The 16,425-nt window shown below is 58.0% G+C and carries 15 protein-coding genes; 10 read left to right on the plus strand and 5 right to left on the minus strand.

Annotated features, from left to right (window positions below):
* Positions 1-4: 4 nt before the first annotated feature.
* The 10 genes from ACI0FG_RS12410 (at position 5) to ACI0FG_RS12455 (ending at position 10,976) form a co-directional block, all read left to right on the plus strand.
* Positions 5-775, plus strand: a complete 771-nt coding sequence (locus ACI0FG_RS12410; RefSeq protein ID WP_419785317.1) for a substrate-binding periplasmic protein — start codon at positions 5-7, stop codon at positions 773-775.
* Between the two features lie 188 nt (positions 776-963).
* Positions 964-1,572: a TetR/AcrR family transcriptional regulator gene (locus ACI0FG_RS12415; protein ID WP_419785318.1), complete on the plus strand. Its 609-nt coding sequence runs from the start codon at positions 964-966 to the stop codon at positions 1,570-1,572.
* Positions 1,565-2,503 (plus strand): DMT family transporter, encoded by a 939-nt coding sequence (locus ACI0FG_RS12420; RefSeq protein WP_419785319.1) that lies wholly within the window; start codon positions 1,565-1,567, stop codon positions 2,501-2,503. Before ACI0FG_RS12415 ends, ACI0FG_RS12420 begins: the two co-directional genes overlap by 8 nt.
* 293 nt (positions 2,504-2,796) lie before the next feature.
* A complete protein-coding gene (locus ACI0FG_RS12425) occupies positions 2,797-4,056 on the plus strand; it encodes a [FeFe] hydrogenase, group A (RefSeq protein ID WP_419785320.1) in 1,260 nt (419 codons plus the stop codon).
* A gap of 13 nt (positions 4,057-4,069) precedes the next feature.
* Positions 4,070-4,408 (plus strand): iron hydrogenase small subunit, encoded by a 339-nt coding sequence (locus ACI0FG_RS12430; RefSeq protein ID WP_419785321.1) that lies wholly within the window; start codon positions 4,070-4,072, stop codon positions 4,406-4,408.
* Positions 4,409-4,786: 378 nt separating this feature from the next.
* Entirely contained in the window at positions 4,787-5,029 is a 243-nt protein-coding gene (locus ACI0FG_RS12435) for a TM1266 family iron-only hydrogenase system putative regulator (protein ID WP_419785322.1), read from the plus strand.
* A 112-nt stretch (positions 5,030-5,141) separates the two neighbouring features.
* Positions 5,142-6,581 carry an aspartate ammonia-lyase gene (locus tag ACI0FG_RS12440; protein ID WP_419785323.1) on the plus strand — a complete coding sequence of 480 codons (1,440 nt, stop codon included), beginning with the start codon at positions 5,142-5,144 and terminating at the stop codon, positions 6,579-6,581.
* The gene (locus ACI0FG_RS12445; protein WP_419785324.1) at positions 6,578-7,576 is read left to right on the plus strand and encodes a biotin synthase BioB; all 999 of its coding nucleotides are present in this window, start codon (positions 6,578-6,580) and stop codon (positions 7,574-7,576) included. Before ACI0FG_RS12440 ends, ACI0FG_RS12445 begins: the two co-directional genes overlap by 4 nt.
* Positions 7,566-8,759, plus strand: coding sequence for a [FeFe] hydrogenase H-cluster maturation GTPase HydF (gene hydF, locus ACI0FG_RS12450; RefSeq protein WP_419785325.1), 1,194 nt, complete (start codon positions 7,566-7,568; stop codon positions 8,757-8,759). Before ACI0FG_RS12445 ends, hydF begins: the two co-directional genes overlap by 11 nt.
* A gap of 957 nt (positions 8,760-9,716) precedes the next feature.
* Entirely contained in the window at positions 9,717-10,976 is a 1,260-nt protein-coding gene (locus ACI0FG_RS12455; protein WP_419785326.1) for a methyl-accepting chemotaxis protein, read from the plus strand.
* 546 nt (positions 10,977-11,522) lie between these two features.
* Here ACI0FG_RS12455 and hypE read toward each other — a convergent pair.
* From hypE to ACI0FG_RS12480, 5 genes are read right to left on the minus strand one after another with little or no spacing between them, the layout of a single operon-like run.
* A complete protein-coding gene (hypE, locus tag ACI0FG_RS12460; RefSeq protein ID WP_419785327.1) occupies positions 11,523-12,527 on the minus strand; it encodes a hydrogenase expression/formation protein HypE in 1,005 nt (334 codons plus the stop codon).
* A 3-nt stretch (positions 12,528-12,530) separates the two neighbouring features.
* Positions 12,531-13,625 (minus strand): hydrogenase formation protein HypD, encoded by a 1,095-nt coding sequence (hypD, locus tag ACI0FG_RS12465; protein ID WP_419785328.1) that lies wholly within the window; start codon positions 13,623-13,625, stop codon positions 12,531-12,533.
* A gap of 2 nt (positions 13,626-13,627) precedes the next feature.
* Positions 13,628-13,876: a HypC/HybG/HupF family hydrogenase formation chaperone gene (locus ACI0FG_RS12470; protein WP_419785329.1), complete on the minus strand. Its 249-nt coding sequence runs from the start codon at positions 13,874-13,876 to the stop codon at positions 13,628-13,630.
* A gap of 24 nt (positions 13,877-13,900) precedes the next feature.
* Positions 13,901-15,103 (minus strand): nitrogenase component 1, encoded by a 1,203-nt coding sequence (locus ACI0FG_RS12475; RefSeq protein ID WP_419785330.1) that lies wholly within the window; start codon positions 15,101-15,103, stop codon positions 13,901-13,903.
* Positions 15,104-15,112: 9 nt separating this feature from the next.
* Positions 15,113-16,411 carry a nitrogenase component 1 gene (locus ACI0FG_RS12480; RefSeq protein WP_419785331.1) on the minus strand — a complete coding sequence of 433 codons (1,299 nt, stop codon included), beginning with the start codon at positions 16,409-16,411 and terminating at the stop codon, positions 15,113-15,115.
* Positions 16,412-16,425 lie beyond the last annotated feature (14 nt).

A 16,425-nucleotide genomic window follows, 5' to 3' on the forward strand; every position in this document is an offset into this window, starting at 1 on the left:
TTTTATGTCTTGCTCGAACCTTTCCAAAATCCGGATCATGGGCGGATTGCTGACTGCTGCAACCTGCCTGATCCTCGGCCTCGGCACGGGCACCGCCGTTGCCGAGGAATTCCGCGTGATGTTTTACCATCACTCCTTCCCGCCCTATTTTTTTACCCCGGACGACACCAGGACCGGCATCAACCGGGATCTGCTGGCGGCAATAGGCAAGATCACCCACGACACCTTCACCTACGAGTACCTGCCATTTCTCCGGGCACAGCTCATGTTCGACAACGGCCGAATAGACCTGGAGACATGCGTCAACCCGCTGTGGCGGAGCAAGGCAAAAGTACCCGGCGTGTATACGATCCCCCACGGGAGAGTGCGCAATGTCGTTGTCTTCGGAAAAGGTAAACGAATCCCGGTGGAATCCCCTTTGTCACTGGAAAACCGTGCGGTGGGCGTGGTCAGGGGATACACCTATCCCACCTGCGATCCATGGTTCGAGCTGGGACTGATCAATAAAGTCGTCGCCACGGATGAACGCCAACTGCTGGAAATGCTGCGCCATGGACGCATAGATCAGGCATTCATGAACGAAACCCTGGCATTGTACTGGATAAACAACGTTTCCTGGTACCGACAGCTGGAAGTCGGTCCGGCCCTGGACGAGAGGGACATCATGATACGGCTGCATCCCCAAAAAAAGCACGCTCTGAAAAGATTCGACGCCGCCATCCGGCAGTTGCTGAAGTCGGGCGAAATAAATAGAATTCTTGCCAAGTACCGCTAGTACTCCATTCGGCCGGGGGCAGGCAGTCGCCTTCGTCAAAAAGTAATCTCAAGTCATCCTCACCTTCTCCGGCCGTGTCCACCTCTGGTTTAACTATCTGATATCACATTTGTTAAATGCAAAAAACAATTCCCATTGACTCTACACCATTGATAGGTAGACTGGTCTACACAGTAAGGAGTGTTTCCATGACGCAAAAAAGGACTACGGCTCGCGAGCGGCTTCTCGAAGCTGCCGGTGATCTCTTTTATGCCAAGGGTATAACGGCGACCGGCATAGACACCATCACCCAAAGTGCCGGGGTCGCAAAGATGAGTCTGTACAACAACTTTTCTTCCAAGGCCGATCTGGTGGCCGCCTACGTTGCCGAAAGAGACCTTACATGGATGGCTCTGTACGAGCGCAGAGCGGCCAAGGCGACATCGCCCAAAGAGCGGATTCTCGCGGTAGTCGACGCCTATGCGGACCACGCGGATCGGGAAGCCTCGACCCATGGATTCAAGGGATGCGGCATGTTCAACGCGGCGGCGGAACTGGACGCCGACTCTCCGGTGCGAGCGGCGATCAAGCGACACAAGGATGGGGTGAAGGGATCGCTGGAAAAACACATTCTGGAAATCCGGACCGCTACTGCCGGACAGGCCTCGGAATTGGCGGAGATGTTCTCCTTTATTCTGGAAGGCGCCATGGTCCGCTCAGGCCTGGACGGCAACAGCGACAAAATCCGCACGGCCCGAAAGATCATCGCGGACATTCTCGATGACAAGTTCCCCGCGTCGGCACAGTTCAATGCGTAGTTTCAAGCAGGCCCCAGTGCATCCGCGCGACTGGAACTCGTTCGCCCTGGCAGCCGTCACCGCCCTGGCATGGGGCATGACGGGCGTTCTGGTACGCAAGCTCCCCCACATGCACCCGGCCGCCATCACATCGGCACGGCTGCTGATAGCCCTCCCGGCCGCCGCCATACCCATGTACCTGCTGCATCCTTCGGCCGACCGGCTACGAAACACACTTGCCCGGCCGCACAGCTATATCCTGGCCTCGCTCCTAGCCGGATATTACTTTCTGGCAACCTCCGCATTCCAGATGGCACCCGTCGCCGAAGTGGCGCTGCTGTTGAGCACGCCGCCCCTGTTCGTCATCGCCATCGCCAGGGTGCAAGGCGATGTCCCGCCCAAGGCAACGTTGTGGGGGGTTGTTCTGGCCACTGTAGGCATCGCCGTTACCCTTTCCCCGGGCCTGACCTCTGCCGGAAGCGTCACCGGGCAGCGGTTTCTCGGCGACGTTCTCGCCCTGTGCGCCGCAATGCTGACAGCGCTTTATGCGCATGTATATCAACGGCTGACCCGTAAAGGAACCTGCCCGGATGCAGGGTCCGTTACATTGCTCACCTTCCTGATAGGTGGAGCGGGAACCGGACTGCTCGCCGTGGCGCAACAGACAGCGCCAGCCTTCATGCCTTCGCAAAGCGGCATACTCATCTTCCTGGCGCTGGGGATCTTTTCCACTGCGCTGCCCACATTGGGCTTCGCCATTGTCTCCAACCGGCTGCCCGCCATCCTGACATCGACCATCTCCCTCTTCATTCCCATTTTCTCCGGGTATTTCGCCTATCTCATGCTTGGAGAGGGCATAACCCCTCTGTTCGTTTTCGGCAGCATCCTCGTTTTGTGCGGGGTTGCCACCATTATTTGCGCCCCCCGCCTGCCGGGCGAACCGCAGCGCTGATTCGGACCAACAGCCCCCCCCTTCCCACCACCCGAACTTCCGGACGCATACCGGCTGACATTCCACAGCCAAAGCTCTCCACATTTCTATTCACATGCCTTGACACAGCTATTCATTTTAAAATAGTAGCTGTACTGTGTTACTATTTTGTGTTTCGTGCTAACAAGTGTCGGTAATCATATCGACCGTTAGCCTAAGGAGGAGGGTTTCCAATGTCAGGAAGCACACCAAAGTCCGCACCGGTTGTCCAGCCGGTGGACTTGTCTTCAATCCACCCCAACAAGGAGGGAACGATGAAACAGATTGAAGGCGTGATGACCCAGACAAACGCACCCCATGGAATTGATCCGGACTCCATTTTCTTTGTCCAGGTCGATCCCACCAAGTGCGAAGCCTGTGGGACGTGTGAGGAGCATTGCGCTACCGGCGCAATCCAGTCCATCAATGAAGACGGCATCCGCGCGGTCGTGGATCCGGCAGCCTGCATGAACTGCGGGCAGTGCCTGGTCAACTGTCCCTACGGCGCCATCTACGAAGGCGTGTCCTATGTGGACGAGATCTTCGAAAAGCTGAAAGACCCGGATACCATCGTCGTGTCCATGCCCGCCCCGGCGGTCCGCTACGGCCTGGGCGAATGCTTCGGGGCCGCCACCGGCACCTATGTGGGCGGCAAGATGCACGCGGCCCTGCGCCAGCTCGGCTTCGACTACATCTGGGACAACGAGTTCACCGCCGATGTGACCATCATGGAAGAAGGCACCGAACTCATCCAGCGCGTCAAGGAACAGGGTAAAAAGGGCGCCCGTCCCCTGCCGCAGTTCACATCCTGCTGCCCCGGTTGGGCCAAGTTCGCGGAGACCTTCTATCCCGATCTGCTGCCGAACCTGTCGAGCTGCAAGTCTCCCATCGGTATGCTCGGCCCCTTGGCCAAGACATACGGCGCCCATGAGACCCACGTCCCGGCGCAGAAGATCTACACGGTCTCCATCATGCCCTGTATTGCCAAAAAATACGAAGGGATGCGCCAGGAACTGGCCGATAGCGGATTCCGCGACATCGACGCAACCATCAACACCCGCGAACTTGCCTACATGATCAAGACCGCGGGCATCGACTTCAACTCCCTGCCCTCGCAAGACCCCGATCCGGTCCTGGGCGACTCCACCGGTGCGGCCACCCTCTTCGGCACCAGCGGCGGCGTCATGGAAGCTGCCCTGCGCCTTGCCTACGAGGTACTCTCCGGCAAGAAGCTCAAGAATCCCGACATCAAGGTCGTCCGCACCCACGAGGGCATCAAGACGGCAGACGTCAAGGTTCCCGGTTTCGGTACGGTGAAGGTTGCCGTGGCCAGCGGCCTGAATAACGCCGCCAAGCTCTGCGACGAAGTGCGGGCGGGCAAATCCCCGTATCACTTCATCGAGATCATGACCTGCCCCGGCGGTTGCGTGAACGGCGGCGGCCAGCCGCTTGATCCCGAAATCAGGGCGTCCCTGTTCCGGTCCACCGTGGCCCAGATCAACAAGCGCTTCCGGGCCCGCCGGGTCGGCGCATAAGGAGGGATGAACAATGAAACTCAACAGACGCGGATTCATCAAGTGTTGCGGTGTGATGGCCGGATACACCGTCCTCGGCTTCAACATGACCAAGGAAGCCGTTGCCGCCAGCATGGAGTTCGTCGGCCTGCGCCAGAAACAGGTGTACGATGCCGATGCCAACCCCAAGATATACAAGTTGCGCAAGTCCCAGGATAACCCCATGATCAAGAAGCTCTATGATCCCAAGACCGGCTTCCTGCATGAAGGGCCCTGTGGCCACATGTCCCACCACCTGCTGCACACCCACTACGTGGATCGCAGCGCGCGGGTGAAGGCCCTCAAGGCCAAGGGATACAAGTTCAACATCTAACCCGCACCCGACAGCTTCGACCTGCGGCAAGGACGTCATCTGATCCTAGGGCCGAAAGCTTATCTCCTTCCTACCTCTCTCCCCGATATCCGCATTTTTCACACCGCACGATTTGTATTATTTATTTTTAAAAGTTATGCGTTCGGTATAATTTTTTCTTGATTAGTGACACAGATTCTCGTAAAAATGACACGTAGAACACCTCCGTAAGGAGTCACCGTCTGCGGGCAGGACAGCCTAAGCCAAAGGGGAGTTAACGGCCTGCCCGGCATTCCGGGACCCGGCGGCTTCGCTCCGGCACCCCGCAGCGGAGAGCCCGGGAGTGCTAAACCGGGCTCTTCTCTTTACGGAGAAAATTTACCCACGGGGAGGAACCCGATGCAAAAACGTCTCGGGATCATCGGCATCATCATAAAGGACCGGAACAAGGCCGCTGCCAAGGTCAACACCATCCTGAGCGACCACGGCCAGATGATCGTCGGCAGGATGGGGTTGCCGTTTCGGGAGCGGGAACTCAGCATTATCGACCTCATTATTGAGGCCACCACCGACGAGGTGGGCGCGCTGACGGGCAAACTCGGTATGCTCGAAGGCGTCCAGGTCAAATCTCTGCTGGTCTGACAACAGAGGCGTGATCCGCCGCTTTGAGAAGCGTGCGGCAGGATCACAGGACGAAACGGACAGCCCGTCAAACGGCGGGAAGCAAGCCTGCATGGACGAAACGGAGGCGAAAATGCGGAAGGTCGAGCCGGAGGGAACCCGGATCGAGCGGGACGGAATCGGCGAGATGCGGCTGCCCGAGGATGCCTATTGGGGCATCCACACCTCACGGGCCGTACGCAATTTCCCGTTTTCCGGGTACCGACTGCACCCGGCTTTCATCCGCGCCTTCGCCCAGGTCAAGCAGGCCTGCGCCAGGACCAACGCGCTCCTCGGGTATCTGACCGGGGAGCGCGGCCTGGCCGTGGTTGACGCCTGTGCCGAAATAGCCGGTGGCGCACTGCACGACCAGATCGTGGTGGACCCTTTCCAGGGCGGGGCAGGGACCTCGACCAACATGAATTTCAACGAGGTCATTGCCGGACGGGCCGCCGAACTGCTCGGCGGTAAACGGAACGACCGCGAACTGGTCGATCCCATCCGCCACGTCAACATGCATCAGTCGACAAATGACGTCTATCCCACGGCACTGCGGATAGCCGTCCTTTACCTGCTCGAGGACCTGGAGGACGCCGTCTCCGCCCTCCAGGCCTCGTTGCAGGACAAGGAAGCGGAATTCCGCGACGTGGTGAAGGTGGCCCGCACCGAACTGACCGACGCGGTGCCCATGACGCTGGGCATGACCTTTTCCGCCTTTGCCGACGCCATTGCCCGCGACCGCTGGCGCATCTTCAAGTGCCGGGAACGGCTGAAACGGGTCAACCTGGGCGGCACAGCCATCGGCACCGGGCTGGGCGCCCCGCGCGACTATATCATGGCTGCGGCAGGCAATCTGGCCGCCATCACCGGTCTGCCGGTCTCCCGTGCCGAGAATCTGGTGGATGCCACCCAGAATACGGACGTCTTTGTCGAGGTCTCCGGCATGCTCAAGGCGTTTGCCGCCAACCTGCTCAAGATCGCCTCGGACCTGCGCCTGCTCTCCAGCGGACCGGCAACCGGGTTCGGAGAGATTCGCCTCCCCCCGCTTCAGGCAGGTTCCTCCATCATGGCGGGCAAGATCAACCCGGTCATGCCCGAAGCCGTCACCCAGATCGCACTCCGGGTAATGTCCAACGACCAGACCATCGCCCTGGCCTCGGGCATGGGCCAGCTGGAGCTGAACCATTTGCTGCCCCTTATTGCCCATTCCCTGCCGGAATCCCTGACCCTGCTGACCAACGGCTGCCGGGGCCTGACCACGAATTGCATAGACGGTATCAAGGCCTGTACGGGCATCTGCCAAAAGCACGTGGAGCAAAGCGCGGCCCTGGCCACCGTTCTGGTCCCCGCCCTGGGCTACAGCCGGGTCGAGCGATTGCTGGCCGACGCCCGCGCTGCCGGGCGCACCGTGGCCGAACAGGTGGAGGCCGACGGCATCGCCCCGGCCGAGACCGTGGCCCGGCTCCTCTCCCCCAGAAATCTCTGCAAACTGGGCTTTTCGCCCGATGAATTCGACGAGGTAAAACTTCCGTGACTCCAGACGACATCCTCGCGCTCCTGACCGGAACGGACGACGCCGACCTCTTTGCGCGCGCAGACGACACCCGACAATACACCTTCGGCAACACGGTCTGCCTTCAGGCCGTCATTTCCATTTCCAATGTCTGTACCCGCCAATGTACGTACTGCACCTTGCGCGCGGACAATCGTGCCCTGCCGCGCTACCGGCTGAAAGCCAAGGACGTCCTTGACGCCGCCCGCAAGGCTGCTGCCCAGGACGCCACCACTGTGGTCCTGCAATCAGGCGAAGATACAGGGCTTTCAGTGGAGCTCATCGGGGAGTTGACCCGAAAAATAAAGACGGATTGCGGCGTGTCCGTCACCCTCGCGCTGGGGGACAGGTCCCTGGACGAGTACGCCTACCTCCGCGACTGCGGCGCGGACGCGTGTCTGCTCAAGCTGGAAACCTGTGACCGAAACCGCTACAAACAGCTGCATGAAAGCGAAGACCTCGCCTCCCGGCTGCATCGGCTGGAGGGACTGCGCAACCTCGGCTATTCACTCGGTTCCGGGATCATCGCAGGACTGCCCGGCACCACGCCCATCGATGCATTGCGGGACATTCTCTTTCTCACCGACCTGCATCTCGACCTCATAGAGACCGGTCCCTTCGTGCCCCAGGCTGACACCCCGCTGGCCGGCAATCCTCCGGGCTCCATCATTCTTTCCCAGCGTGTCGCGGCCCTGCTTCGTCTGCTCAATCCCCTGGCCGACATACCGGCCCCGCCGACCCTGGACGCCCTGCGCCCCGGCTCGTGTGCCGAGTCCCTGGAACGGGGCTGCAACGTCCTCATGGCAGATATGATTCCTGCTGACAAAATGACCGCCAACGCCGTGCGGGTGGTTGCGACTCCATCCCTTGAGAACGACATGGCTTCCCTGGCCCCGCTTCACCGGACCATAGCCGCGAAGGGGCTTGTGCCTTCCGCATCCAAAACCAAAGCATCGGGGAGAGAGCATGTCGGATAAGGCTCCACGCGGGGTACGGCTGGTCATCGCCCTGGCGGGAAGGCGCAACGCAGGAAAATCCTCGCTCATCAACGCCCTGACCGGCCAGGAAACAGCCATTGTATCGGACACGCCGGGCACCACCACGGACCCGGTGGCCAAGCACTACGAGTTGCTGCCCCTCGGCCCGGTGACGTTCTACGACACCGCAGGGCTGGACGACGAAGGCGAACTGGGCGAACTGCGCATCAAAGCGACCCGCAAGGTGCTTTGCCGCTGCGACGTGGCCGTGGTCGTGCTGGGCGAAGAAGGGATGACCGACCATGAACGAAACTTGCTTGCCGCCATTGACGAACTGGGCGTGCCCTGCATCGTGGTCTGGAACAAGGCGGACCTGCGGCCCGAAAAAACCGCAGCTCCCGATACGGCAGGACTTCCGCTCCTCCCGGTATCCGCCGCCACCGGCTTGGGCGTGGACCGGCTCAAGCAGCGGATCATCGACAGCGCACCCGCCGAATACCGTCAGGAAAGGCTCATCCTCGGCGACCTCATCTCCGAAGGCGACCGGGTGGTGCTGGTGGTGCCCATTGATCTGGCCGCGCCCAAGGGACGTCTCATCCTCCCCCAGGTACAGGTGCTGCGCGAGATTCTGGACTGCGACGCCATCGGCGTTACCGTCAAGGAACGGGAAATCGAAGCCGCGCTCTCCGGCTTCAATGGCAAGCCAGCCCTTGTCGTCACGGACTCGCAAGTCGTGCTAAGCGTGGCGGGCGACGTGCCGGACGACATTCCCATGACCACTTTTTCCACGCTCTTCGCCCGCTACAAGGGCGACCTGAATCGGCTGGTGGCTGGAGCCTCGGCCATCGACGCCCTCAAGGACGGCGACACCGTACTCATCGGCGAGGCGTGCTCCCATCACGACGTGGCCGACGACATAGGCAGGGTCAAAATCCCGCGCTGGATGATCCAGTACACGGGCAAGGACCTGAAATTCGAAGTATACTCCGGCCACGACTTTCCCGAAGACCTGGAACGGTTCGCACTGGTCGTCCACTGCGGTGCCTGCATGATAAACCGTACCGAAATGCTCCGGCGCATCACCGAATGCGAACGGCGCGGCGTGCCCATCACCAACTACGGAGTTGCCATCTCCAAGCTGCAAGGCGTCCTCGACCGCGTGCTGCGACCGTTCGGCATGTGAAGAATGGATGCCTCCGGCGGCCAGAGGGGGAACCTCTTGGAAGAGGTTCCCCCTCTGGACTCCCCTTCCAGAACTTTTTGATTGCCTCCGGCACTCTTGCACGGATGCCGAAGTGCTCTTTCTTCTTATTAAACCAACTCTTCTCCGCAAAGCGGCACCCAAAAGTTGAGGCGGGCTGAGTGGATAAGGCCCTGGGAAAGGGAGAAGGGAAGTCCTTTTCAAAAAGCACCCACCACGTATTGGAGAACCTAGTCCCCGCCATGTTACCAGACGTGGCGGGGACTTATTTTCGGTGACTATTGGTAATCTCAGCACATTTATGGCAATTCTGAGACAGAATTTACGCATTCATCCACATGCTGACATATAAAAAACAACTCTATCATTTAAAATCATTGAAGTCATAAGGTAACGTTGCGACAACACGGGAGGTCAATGCCACCACTAGGCTTGTGACGAGGACAAGAGTATATTGCTCTTCCTATCCGGTGCCGGAAAAAAGACTCGGGAGCTTCTGGATCTTAGTATTGCGTTACCAGCTTGATTTTATTACAATATTTATTGTAAGTGTGTTCTTCCTGTTTAAATAGTGACCTGGCATCTTGACCCGTTTCAAGCAAGAGCAGACTGTCAATCTCGGGGGACAGTAAAGTGCGGATCTATCCTGATAATAAAAATGGGAAATGGCCAAAACTTGTCCCTTCGAACCTTCCGTCAAAGCAGATGAACGAATGACTGTCACCTCTTGACTCCCTGTGTTACTAAATCCCCTGCGGAGATTTAACCCCCGAAGCCGTATAATTTTCGGCAAGTTCCATATGTACCATATTTCAATTTCGCAACTAGCTTGTAACCTGGATTGTCAATCTAAATTTGAAGAAAAACGACACTCATTTATAATAGCCTCCTTCATTCGCGTATGTGATAAAATTTTAACCTAATTACTCGGGAGGCCTCATGAACAGAAGAAAATTCGTTGTCGTTTCAGTTATATTATCTATTATCTTTTGTGCTTCAGTTGCAGGAGCACAGTACCTCCTCACCAATGGGACAATTGAAATATACACTTCAATAGCCATAATTTTGACTTCATTTCTGCTGGTTGCTGGCTACATGGCCTATTATTTTTTAGAAACTCACAGCTGGTTCAGCCAAATTCTTGATTTGATGGAGCAGCCGCTCTCCATCACCGACCTCAAGATGAACTGGACGTTCATCAACAAACCCGTTGAAGGTATGCTCAACGTCAAAAGAACGAACATGTTAGGAAAACACTGTTCGAATTGGGGTGCTAAAATTTGCAATACTGAAGATTGCGGCGTGCATTGCCTGAGAAAAGACAAGAGTGAAACGTTCTTCGACCAATTTGGAATGAACTTTCGAGTCAACACTAATTATTTATACAGTCTGCGCGGCAAGAAGATGGGCCACATCGAAATCGTTACCGACATCACCGAGAAGGTACAGTTTCGCGATATGAAGACCAAAATGAGCACCGATGTGAACAAATTGCTTCGCGAGTTAAATGAAGGGTCGACCAGCTTGGCTGCTTCCACAGAGGAAGTGAGTTCCTCAATCGAAGAAATATTCGCCTCAATTGAAACAAGCTTCAAAAATTCTCAAAAGACAGAAACAAAAACAAATGGAGTAGCCAACCAAGCCGATGAAACGCGAGCAAACCTTGAGAACTCCATCAGTGCCGTTCAGGACATTGTCAATAAAGTTGGACTGATACAGGAAATAGCCCGTCAAACCAATTTATTGGCTTTGAACGCGGCAATCGAAGCCGCCAGAGCAGGCGAAAGTGGAAAGGGCTTTGCTGTTGTAGCGGGAGAAGTAAGATCACTTGCTGAGAAAAGCCAAGTTGCCGCAAATGAAATAGAAGAACTTACCAAGTCAACCAAAAACGTATCTGAAGAAGCTGGTAATAACTTGAGGGAACTTGTCCCCAACATTCAGGAGACAGTAAAGCTCGTTAGCGAGATCAACGCATCAATTCTGGAACAAAAGACAGCAATTGAGCAGATTAACCAAGCTATCCAAATGGTCAGTTCGGTCGCCCAGGAGTCAAATTCCATTGCTGAAAACTTATCGACCGTATTCAAGGACCTTGAGAATTTTGGGCAAGCCAAAAAGGAAGAAAGTGTGAACAACCCGAAGGTTGTCACGGCTAAACCAGCCGCTTTACCTGAGGCCAGTGATTTTGACCTATACTAAACACTGAGGCAGTAGGGTGGTGCTCCGTTTCAAGCTAAGGACACAATGTCAACTGGATATTACGGGGATACCGCATCTGATTATCCTCCTGAGAACTGACATCTAATCCAAGAGACCATCTCCATATTCCATGAAAGAAGGCTTAGAAGAGAAATCTTCTAAGCCTTCTTTATTATAATAAATACTCCTGCAAAATTGGCTTAAGCCCCCCCTCTTTCCAAAGGGATTACCGCTTCCTGGCATTCAGTGCATCCTTGGTCATGCGGACCGGCGGAGCACGACAATCTATCTGAAAAAGCTCCGTGACATGGAACGCAACCCCATGGACATCTATGAACAGGGAAAACCGCAAGGACGATGATAAGGTAGCCTGACAATTTCACACATGCGGTTATTAACACACGACGACAAGACGGCTTGCAGGACAAGTCCTGCAAGCCATTAAAAACATAAGGGAAGGATAAACGGCAACACTCTAATGTTGTTACTATTTAAAAGAGTTCCCTTCTCCCCTTCCCGCCTGTCGGAGGTATCTTCATTCTCTCCCTAACAGATTCGGGGCAACTGCTCACCTTCGAGCATACCGAGTAGCCGCTTGCCGCCGAGCTGGGTTATCAACACGACCTTGCCGGGGTTGGCGTCGGTCATGGTGCCGATGCGGCAGGCGTCCCGGCCTAGCGGATCGGCGCGCATGATCTCTAGTGCCTTGTCCGCGTCCTCGCCGGGCACGATGCAGATGAACTTGCCCTCGTTGGCGAGATAGAGCGGGTCCAGGCCGAGGATGGAACAGCCGCCGCGTACTTCGGGCCGCACGGGCAGGTTGGTCTCCGTCAACTCGCAGCAGACGTTCGAGCTGGCCGTGATCTCGTTCAGGGTGGTGGCCAGACCGCCGCGCGTGGGATCGCGCAGGACGTGCACGTCCGGCAGCTCCTGCACCAGGCGGACCAGCAGGTGGTTCAGGGCGGCGGAATCGGACTCCACCTTGGCCTCGAAATCCAACCCTTCGCGGGTGCCAAGCACGGTCAGACCATGATCGCCGATGGTGCCGGAGATGAGGACGGCATCGCCGGGCCGGGCACGGTCACCGCTTGGCGAGGGATCGACAATGACCTCGCCGATGCCGGTGGTGTTGATGAATATCTTGTCGCAGGCCCCCTTGGGCACCACCTTGGTATCGCCGGTGACCACTTTGACGCCCGCATTGCGGACGGCCTCGCCCATAGCTTCGACGATTCTTTCGAGGTCGGCCATTGGCAACCCCTCCTCGATAATGTAGCCGCAAGTGATGTAGCGCGGCACCGCACCCATCATGGCCACGTCATTGACCGTTCCGTGCACGGCCAGAGAACCGATGTTGCCACCGGGAAAGAAGATAGGGTCTACGGTAAAAGAGTCGGTGGACATGGCTATCCTGCCGGACATATCCAGCACGGCAGCGTCGTTCAGGCGGTCCAGTTCGTCGTTGCCGAGATATTTCAGAAAGAGTTCCGAGATGAGGCGCTGGGAAGCGCGCCCGCCACTGCCGTAATCGAGAAGTACCTTGTCGGACATGTATCAATCCACTTTGTATTTATAGTAAGCCGCGCAACTGCCCTCGGTGGAGACCATACACGGTCCCACCGGATTGGCCGGAGTGCAGGCCTTGGCAAAGAGTGGACATTCGTCGGGACGTTTGACGCCCTTGAGAATGTCGCCGCATTTGCAACCCTTGAGGGCCGGACCTTCCTTGATGACGATGCCGAATTCCTTTTTGGCGTCGAACTGCTCCCACTCCGGACGGATTTCCAGGCCGGAACCGGGGATCATGCCCAGACCGCGCCACAGGGCGTCGGCCGGTTCAAAGACTTCATACATGATCTCCATGGCGTGCGGGTTGCCCCGCTCTCCCACTACTCGGGCATAGTTGTTGGTCACATGCGCCTCGCCTTTATTCCGCCAGTCGATCATCTGCGTGAGCGACTGGAGGATGTCCACGGGTTCAAACCCGGTGACAATGGCAGACTTGCCGTATTTTTCGGCAATGAAGTCGTACGGATCCACGCCGATGACGGCCGAGACGTGGCCCGGCAAAATAAAGCCGTCCACATCGGTGGCCTGATCGGCCAGAAGCACGTCCAGCGCTGGCGGCACGGTCTTGTGAAAGCAGAGGATGCGCAGGTTGGCGATACCCATGTCCAGCGCCATCTTCATGGTTGCGGCAATGGTGGGGGCAGTTGTCTCGAACCCCACGCCGATGAACACAACCAGATCGCCGGGGTTCTCCTCGGCCAGCTTGAGGGTGTCGAAAGGCGAGTAGACCACCTTGACCCGCGCACCGTCGGCCACGGCCTTCTTCAGATTGCGGCCATCATTGCCGGGTACGCGCATCAGGTCGCCGAAGGTGGCCAGGATCACATTCTCCCGCCCCGCCAGGTCAATGAAGGCGTTGACCTCGGACTCGTGCGTGACGCAGACCGGACAGCCGGGCCCACTCAGATGGATGACTTTTTCCGGCAGCAGCGAACGCAGTCCGGTCTGGAATATGGCTACAGTGTGCGTGCCGCAGACCTCCATGAACCGGAGGTCCCGGTCGAGTCCGGCCTCCATCCGGTCCAGCATTTTTCGACACAGGCCGGGGTCGCGGAATTTCTCCAATAGGGCAAAGCTCATGGCTACCCCTGGGTCCCGATGCCAAGGGGACATTCCACAGCCAGATTGAGGGCGCGCAAGCTCTCCTCCGCCTCCTCGCTATCCAGAACGCGCAGGGCGAACCCGGCATGGATTATCAGGAATTCTCCCACGGCGGGAGGTTCCGGCAGCAGCATCAGGGACGCCTTGACCGTGGTCTGGCCCTGATCCACCCGGCAGACGGCCATTTCATTTGCAACGGAAAGCACTTCGGCGGGAACGGCAAGACACATATTTTCCTCCTCATCACGCGGACGTCAGTCGTCCAGCAGTTGCGAAGCCAGATATTCGTAGCCCTTGTCCACGGCGTATTCGTAGTCCATGTCCCAATTGATCCGCGCGCTCATGGCGGTGTGCGGCAGGGGCACAAACAGGGCGTCGCCCTCAAGCAGCGGACGATAGCAGGGATCGGCCACGATCAGGTCCACTCCATCCGCATTCATCAATTCGCCAATCTCGCGCTCGTCGTCAGTGTCGCGGTCATGCTCGCCCTTTTCGCCCAACACCCCGGCGCAGCCTTCGCTGTTGCGAAACATCGGGTCGCTCGGCGTAACCGAGAGTACATCCACCCTGTCCACACCAAAGTCGTGCTCCAGGCAATACTTCATGCCGTAACTCATCACCGGCTCGCCGATGACCACCGCGTGCTTGTGGCGGACGGGTTCGCCGTCCTCGGCCGATTTGGGATCGGAACCGCCGAGCATGTCGAGAAACTTCTCATAACCGGCCAGTCCCACAGGCATACCCACCACGAAAGGGATGCCGTAGTCCGCATACATGCGCTCGGCCAGGGCCAGCCCGCTGCTGGAAACCACAGCATTGACCGAAGCTCCCGGTGCGTTGCGCACGCCCTCCAGCGGATCGAGCCGACCAAGCAGCGGCCCGGAGAAAAGCCCCTCCAGCCAATAGCCGTCCTCCTGCAACGCCTTGTACAGCGGGTCGAGGTGGGTTTCCTTGCCCACGGACAGGTGAATGGCACCCAGCACGTTCAGCCCATTGCCGATCTTGGGCGCGTCCGCGTCCATAAACTTCTCGGCCAGGGCGAGGAACGCCTTGGAGGCACCCTCGGGGTACGGCTCGGAACCGGCAGTGGGCACCATGAACACCGGCATGTCGGTGCGGGCCGCGATGGTCCGGGCAAAGCCCTTGAGGTCCGTGCCGATGATCTCGGATATGGGCGTGCCGGACAGGGCCACGAACTTGCGGTTCAGTCCCTTGGCCGTCTTGACGATGTTGTCGATGAACTTGTCGTCGTTGCCGAGGATGACGTCCATTTCCAGCAGCCCGGCACCGACCACGGTGGCCGGACCGCGATACCAGCGGGGCTCGTCTTCGATATTGATGTGCCATGCCCCGCCAGCCGGGCCGTAGACGACCACGAGTCCCTCGTAATCGTACAGGGCCGAGCTGACGCCGAAGTAGCCCGTGGCCAGGGGAAGAAGGTGATGATATTCTTTCATTGCAATTCCTTAGATGAGAAAGTCGTGGGCGTAGATCCAGTCGCGGTTCGCCACCGGGTGCTCCATGGCCTCGCGGGTCTGGTCCAGCATCCAGAGCGTGGCCTCGTAGCCGTACTTCTGTTCCTGATACCGGGAGAGCGGCACGTTGGCCGCATTGACGCAGAACATGCCCGCGTCCACGCCGTAGGCCACATCCACGTCGTCGAACGGCGCGGTCTGGCCGCACAGGGCCGGGTGGGAGGCGTTGTAGACCTGGATATCCGGCTTGACCATCCGCAACTGATCGATAAGTTTCCATTCATATGGCTTAATGGTGCCGCGTGCGAACAAGGTGTTCACGTCCACCCCGCTATCCACCAGGAACAGGGCCAGCTCAAAGGGGCTGCCGTTGATGGAGCAACCCACGGCCACGGACTTGCCGCGCAAGGTGTCCAGCATGGGCCGGGCCGCCTCGCGGGCGTCCGCCTCCACCTTGTCCACGGACAGCGTGCGGCCCATGGCCTCGCCAATTCGCTCGTACTGCTCCCGGATGGTCGAGAAACCGTAGGCCATGGGGGCGAAACAGGTGGGAATGCCCATCTCGCTTTCCAGCTTGCCGCTCAAGCCGTTGGCCAGCGGGTGCATGACCACCGACGCACGGCCATGGGCCATGCGCGAAAAGGTCTTGAGGTCCGGACAAAGTGGAATCTGCACCACATCATCCACGCCCGCGTCGGACAGAATCTTGTAGAACTCCCCGGAATCGGACAGGGGCATGAAGGTGCCGAGCAGGTTGAGCCGGTTTTCATCCGGTTCGCGCTTCTCGTCCTTCAGGAAGTCGAAAAACGAGGTATAGGCGGAGGTAAAGGGCGATTCCTTCATGCCGATGGTAATGGGGGCCATGGCACCGAGGATGATCTTCTTGCCGGTCTTCTCCTCCAGTCGGTTGATGACGCCGGTAAAGTCAGTGCCCAGTATGTAGTCCGGGCAGCCGACGATGAGGAATGCTACCTTTTCATCACGCCGGGCCAGTATATCGGCCATGCCCTGCTCCACCTTGGACAGATGGTTGCCCATGGTCATGTCCAACTCCGACACGCAGAGCATGAAGAACCGTTCAGTGAATCCACGGGCGTGGGCCATGAACGCGGAGTGGCGCAGACAGGCCGAGGGGCCGACCATGATGGCCACGGATTCCGGCAACAGCAGGCAGGTCTCTATGACACCCCAGCCTGCCAGATTGGGGCCGACGCCCTCCAGCGGGGCAAAGGGGAAATCAGCCTTTTCCTTGAGGTCTTTCACCCGGATGCGGGTGCTATCCAAATCCATGATTCTAGTCTCCT

The organism is Pseudodesulfovibrio sp. 7M6 (genome assembly GCF_050058625.1).
Taxonomy (GTDB): domain Bacteria; phylum Desulfobacterota; class Desulfovibrionia; order Desulfovibrionales; family Desulfovibrionaceae; genus Pseudodesulfovibrio; species Pseudodesulfovibrio salinus.

Excerpts from the sequence above, each read along its gene's own strand:
- ACI0FG_RS12455 (WP_419785326.1), top strand. The coding sequence starts at position 9,717 with ATGAACAGAAGAAAATTCGTTGTCGTTTCAGTTATATTATCTATTATC.
- ACI0FG_RS12435 (WP_419785322.1), top strand. The coding sequence starts at position 4,787 with ATGCAAAAACGTCTCGGGATCATCGGCATCATCATAAAGGACCGGAAC.
- hydF (WP_419785325.1), top strand. The coding sequence starts at position 7,566 with ATGTCGGATAAGGCTCCACGCGGGGTACGGCTGGTCATCGCCCTGGCG.
- ACI0FG_RS12415 (WP_419785318.1), top strand. The coding sequence starts at position 964 with ATGACGCAAAAAAGGACTACGGCTCGCGAGCGGCTTCTCGAAGCTGCC.
- ACI0FG_RS12475 (WP_419785330.1), bottom strand. The coding sequence starts at position 15,103 with ATGAAAGAATATCATCACCTTCTTCCCCTGGCCACGGGCTACTTCGGC.
- ACI0FG_RS12470 (WP_419785329.1), bottom strand. The coding sequence starts at position 13,876 with ATGTGTCTTGCCGTTCCCGCCGAAGTGCTTTCCGTTGCAAATGAAATG.
- ACI0FG_RS12430 (WP_419785321.1), top strand. The coding sequence starts at position 4,070 with ATGAAACTCAACAGACGCGGATTCATCAAGTGTTGCGGTGTGATGGCC.
- ACI0FG_RS12480 (WP_419785331.1), bottom strand. The coding sequence starts at position 16,411 with ATGGATTTGGATAGCACCCGCATCCGGGTGAAAGACCTCAAGGAAAAG.
- ACI0FG_RS12440 (WP_419785323.1), top strand. The coding sequence starts at position 5,142 with ATGCGGAAGGTCGAGCCGGAGGGAACCCGGATCGAGCGGGACGGAATC.
- ACI0FG_RS12410 (WP_419785317.1), top strand. The coding sequence starts at position 5 with ATGTCTTGCTCGAACCTTTCCAAAATCCGGATCATGGGCGGATTGCTG.
- hypD (WP_419785328.1), bottom strand. The coding sequence starts at position 13,625 with ATGAGCTTTGCCCTATTGGAGAAATTCCGCGACCCCGGCCTGTGTCGA.
- ACI0FG_RS12425 (WP_419785320.1), top strand. The coding sequence starts at position 2,797 with ATGAAACAGATTGAAGGCGTGATGACCCAGACAAACGCACCCCATGGA.
- ACI0FG_RS12420 (WP_419785319.1), top strand. The coding sequence starts at position 1,565 with ATGCGTAGTTTCAAGCAGGCCCCAGTGCATCCGCGCGACTGGAACTCG.
- hypE (WP_419785327.1), bottom strand. The coding sequence starts at position 12,527 with ATGTCCGACAAGGTACTTCTCGATTACGGCAGTGGCGGGCGCGCTTCC.